The organism is Mycobacterium szulgai (genome assembly GCF_002116635.1).
Lineage (GTDB): Bacteria > Actinomycetota > Actinomycetes > Mycobacteriales > Mycobacteriaceae > Mycobacterium > Mycobacterium szulgai.
This window is the reverse complement of the sequence record NZ_LQPW01000175.1, coordinates 1-1,128: the sequence shown is the minus strand read 5'-3', so window position 1 is coordinate 1,128 and position 1,128 is coordinate 1. Positions and strand designations below refer to the sequence as shown.

1 protein-coding gene is annotated in these 1,128 nt (G+C 67.0%); it reads right to left on the bottom strand.

Features of this window, described 5'->3' with window-relative positions; translation table 11 throughout:
* A partial coding sequence (locus AWC27_RS28175) for an acyl carrier protein (protein WP_139837278.1) occupies positions 1-1,128 on the bottom strand: 1,128 nt, incomplete at both ends.

The following is a 1,128-nucleotide window of genomic DNA, read 5'->3' as shown; positions in this document are numbered from 1 at the left end:
TGACGGTGGGCCTCACCGAGGCGTTCCAACACCACGATCGCCGCGCCCTCACCCCACCCGGTGCCATCAGCAGCCGCGGCAAACGCTTTACACCGCCCATCCACCGACAACCCACGCTGGCGAGCGAACTCGATAAAGGGTGCGGGGGTGGTCATGACGGTTACTCCGCCGGCCAAAGCCAGACTGGACTCGCCGTTGCGCAGGGATTGGCAGGCTAAGTGGGTGGCTACCAGTGAGGACGAGCAGGCGGTGTCGATAGTGATCGCCGGACCCTGCAACCCCAACACGTACGCCACCCGACCCGAGGCCACACTCGTCGCCGACCCCGTCAACCCATAACCCTCGGAGCCGTCTGGCCCGGCGGTGCCTGGTTGCGCCCAGGCGCCGGCGAAGACTCCGGTGTCCGTGCCGTCCAGGGTGGCCGGGTCGATACCGGCGGTTTCCAAAGCCTCCCAACACACTTCGAGCAACAGACGTTGTTGGGGATCCATCGAGGTGGCTTCCCGCGCTGAAATCCCGAAGAACTCGGCATCGAAGCCGGCCGCATCCGTCAAGAACGCTCCGGAACGCGTGTAGGTTTTGCCGACCGCGTCGGGATCGGGGTCAAACAACCCGGCCAAATCCCAACCCCGGTCAGCGGGGAAGCCCCCGACCGCATCAACACCGCCGCTGACCAACTCCCACAACGCCTGCGGCGAATCCACCCCACCAGGCAACCGACACGCCATGCCGACGACCGCGATCGGCTCGTCGATGTGCGCGGCAACGGCGGCGATCACCCGCGTCGGGATGGCGCTGCCCGACAGCAGACTCATCAGGTGGCGGGCAATGGCGGTGGGGGTGGGGTGGTCGAAGACGAGGGTGGCGGGTAGGGGTAGGCCGGTGTGTTGGGTCAGGGTGTTGCGGAGTTGTAGGGCGGTCAGCGAGTCGATGCCGAGGTTGGTGAAGGGTTGGTCGGGGTCGAGGGTGTTGGGGTCGGGGTGGGCCAGCACGGTGGCGGTGGTGGTGAGGATGAGGGTGGTCAGGGTGGTCAGTTGCTGTTCGGGGGTGTGGCCGGCCAGTTGGGTGGCCAGGGTGTTGGGGGTGGTGGTGCTGGCTTGGCGGCGGGTGGTGGTGAGGGTGGAAAGG